Origin of the sequence: Mesorhizobium sp. M1A.F.Ca.IN.020.06.1.1 (assembly GCF_004023265.1) — a bacterium.
Classification (GTDB): Bacteria; Pseudomonadota; Alphaproteobacteria; order Rhizobiales; family Rhizobiaceae; genus Mesorhizobium.
Genome location: NZ_RZSR01000844.1, coordinates 1 through 2,664, shown reverse-complemented (window position 1 = coordinate 2,664; position 2,664 = coordinate 1). Strand labels below are relative to the sequence as shown.

The 2,664-nt window shown below is 65.3% G+C and carries 2 protein-coding genes and 1 pseudogene; all 3 read right to left on the bottom strand.

Going from position 1 to position 2,664, the window contains the following annotated elements:
- Positions 1–1,339: pseudogene (locus tag EOA60_RS27870) on the bottom strand (hypothetical protein); the annotation flags it as partial.
- On the bottom strand, positions 1,326–1,934 hold the full coding sequence (locus tag EOA60_RS39285; protein WP_245479198.1) for a hypothetical protein: 609 nt from the start codon (positions 1,932–1,934) through the stop codon (positions 1,326–1,328). The gene EOA60_RS39285 and the pseudogene EOA60_RS27870, both read right to left, overlap by 14 nt.
- Positions 1,935–2,534: a hypothetical protein gene (locus EOA60_RS27865; RefSeq protein WP_127335252.1), complete on the bottom strand. Its 600-nt coding sequence runs from the start codon at positions 2,532–2,534 to the stop codon at positions 1,935–1,937.
- Positions 2,535–2,664 lie beyond the last annotated feature (130 nt).

The following is a 2,664-nucleotide window of genomic DNA, read 5'->3' as shown; positions in this document are numbered from 1 at the left end:
GCTCTCCGTATTCGAAGGGCGCCTGCATCACCTCGATGTAGCGTTTCGTCAGGCCGCCGATGGTGCGCTTGACGAACAGCCAGATGTCGTCGACGCCGTTTTGACCCGGCGTCACCACCGCGCTTTCGACCACCGCCCAATCGGAGCCCGAGAAGGTCCCGCCGAGGCGATGGCGGTGCATGCCGCGGACTTCCTGGCTCGGCTGGTGCGTGTAGCCCGCCAGCTCACCATTATCGAGGGGGAACCACAGGATCGGGTCGGGGTCGGTCTGGTAGGCGAGCTCGACCACGCCCTGCTTCGGAATGTGCTCGGATATCTGGCCGATGTCTTCGGACTGATATCGGCTGGTCTGCACCTGGGTCAGCTCGGCGATCGCCCGGCGCGAACGCGTGACATAGAGGAAAGATTGCCCGGCATCGACCGGTCGGATGCGGGCGCAGCCGAAAGTGCGCGAGCGACGGTTCTTGAAGGAGGACGGCGTCAGCGCCTCGTCGATGCCAGAGCCCGACAGGGCGCGGATGCCGCCGGAGGTGCCGATCAGCAGCGCGCCGTCGGAATCGGCGATCCACAATATGTCGTTGGCCTGGCCGCCGCCGGCCTGGACGAATTCCAGCGCGTCGTCGTCCTTCTCGCCGAGCGCGAAATTGTCGAAGTCGCCGGTGGCCGATGCATAGACGGAAAAGCGCCGGCTGAAGGCCAGGCGCTCCTCATAGAGCGAGCCGGACTCGACATATTTGCCCGGCACGAAGGTCCCGAGCCGCCAGCGGGTGATCGGGTTGGTGTTCGGCAGGGCATGGCCGTAGATTACGATCTTCACCACGGTGGTGCTGGTGCGGCTGGCGATCTTGGCCCAGCGCCAAACGCCGTCGGAGCCGAGCAGCCGGATGGCGCGGCCGACATCGGTAGCCTGGAACCCGGCGCCACCGTTGATGCCGGCCGTGCCGGATGCGGTGAGATCGAACGGCGTCTGGTCGGAAGCCGCGACATGAAAGGCAAGCTCCGCGGCGATCGAATTGGTCGCATCGTCGCCGCCGCCGCCGCTGAACACCAGCTGATGGTATTCGAAGGCGGACTTGTTGGGGAAATCGTAGAAGCGCGTCTCGCCATTGCCCCAGCCGAGCTCGCCGGTACGGGTATCGAGCGTGGTCCAGGAAACGCCGTCATTCGATCCCTGGACCTCCCAAGCGGTGAAGAAGTCGTAAGCCTGGGTCGCCTTGCTCGAGGCGGTCAGCCAGTAGGCGTCAACGACCCGCTGCGCGCCGCCGGCGGTGCGGTAGCGGATGAAGCCGTCGCCGCCGCCAGACAAGATGAGATGCTGGGTCTTGTCACGGTCGAACATCTTGAAGTCGTCGGCCGCTTGCCGCGGTAGCGGAGACGGTGCCGGCTGGCGTCGTGTTCGAGTTCATCTTGGGCGTCAGGTGGCCGGTGTCGGAAGGCGCCAGCGTCGTGGCGGTATCGTTGATGTCGTCATAGGGACCGTCGAGGAACTCGAAGTCCTCGAGCGTCCACGCGGTGTGCGCGGTGCGGGTCAGCACCTTGGGCGGATAGTCGCGATGGGTGATCCACATCTGGTCGGCCGACTGCACATAGGCAAGCTCGAAGAGGTCGGCCTCCAGGTAGGGCGAGGCGATCTCGACCGTGTCGACCCGCGCGCCATAGGCATAGACGCGGATATAGAGATCGCCGAATTCCAGGCAGTAGGCCTGGTCGGAGGAAAAGATGAATGGAATGCCGCGCGTCTTCTTGGCCGAGTTCTTCACCTCGGCGACGAAATAGGTGCCGCCGCGGGCGCGGATGCCGCCATGCGGCAAGGTGACGAAATTCTCGCATTGGGCGAGCGCCGCCCGGTAGAGGTCAAGGGAAGCGCGGGAATGGAGCCTGGGCGAGATCTCGCCGCGGGTGAAGACGTCTTGGACCGGATAGAGCGCTGTCATTTAACGAAAGCTCCTCAAATCGCCGCGCTGGGTTGCCCAGCCGCCGGTGTAGAGCCGGCCGCCGCGCTGGATGGCGTTGGCCGAAAAGGCGGCGTCGAGGGCGCGATCATAGGCGGCGCGGGCAATGTCGATCATGCCCGCCTTATGGGTCAGCGGATGCGCGACCTTGATGGCCAAAGCCGCCACCAGCACTTCGGTGAACAGCGCGTCCCAGTCGTTCGGATCGGTGAGGTTGGCGATGTAGCGGATCGTCAGCGGTCCCGGCTGGTCGGAATAGACCAGCCCCGCCTCCTGGCGCCAGGAAATCGGCACGCCGCCCGGCTCGCCGGTGTCGGCCAGCGGCAGCGGGCGGATGCAGTCGGCCGGCAGCTCGTAGGCATAATTCAGCGTGCAGTCGCCGCTTCCTGAATCCGAGCCCGGCACCAAGGCCGAAAGGATGGCGAACACCCAGGCGTGTTTCGCCAGCTCGCCCTCGCGGGTGAGGTCGAAATGCAGGTTGAGCAGGCGGGCCGCCTTGACGTCCTGGTCAAGGCTGTCGATCGGCGCCTCGTCAAGGACTGCCAAAGCCATGTTGGCGATGTCGAGCGGGGTGATGGCCATGGGTCAGCGCCTCGTCCGGCTTGGTCGAGCAAAAGTCATGGGAACTCCGGGCATGAAAAAAGCCGCGACTGGCGGCTTGGATTGCGTGCGGAATGTCAGCGTGTCGGCGCTTTACGGCGTCCTGCCCGGG

What these genes read in the sequence shown, in the direction of transcription:
- EOA60_RS39285 (WP_245479198.1), bottom strand. Translation starts at nt 1,934, where the DNA reads ATGACAGCGCTCTATCCGGTCCAAGACGTCTTCACCCGCGGCGAGATC.
- EOA60_RS27865 (WP_127335252.1), bottom strand. Translation starts at nt 2,534, where the DNA reads ATGGCCATCACCCCGCTCGACATCGCCAACATGGCTTTGGCAGTCCTT.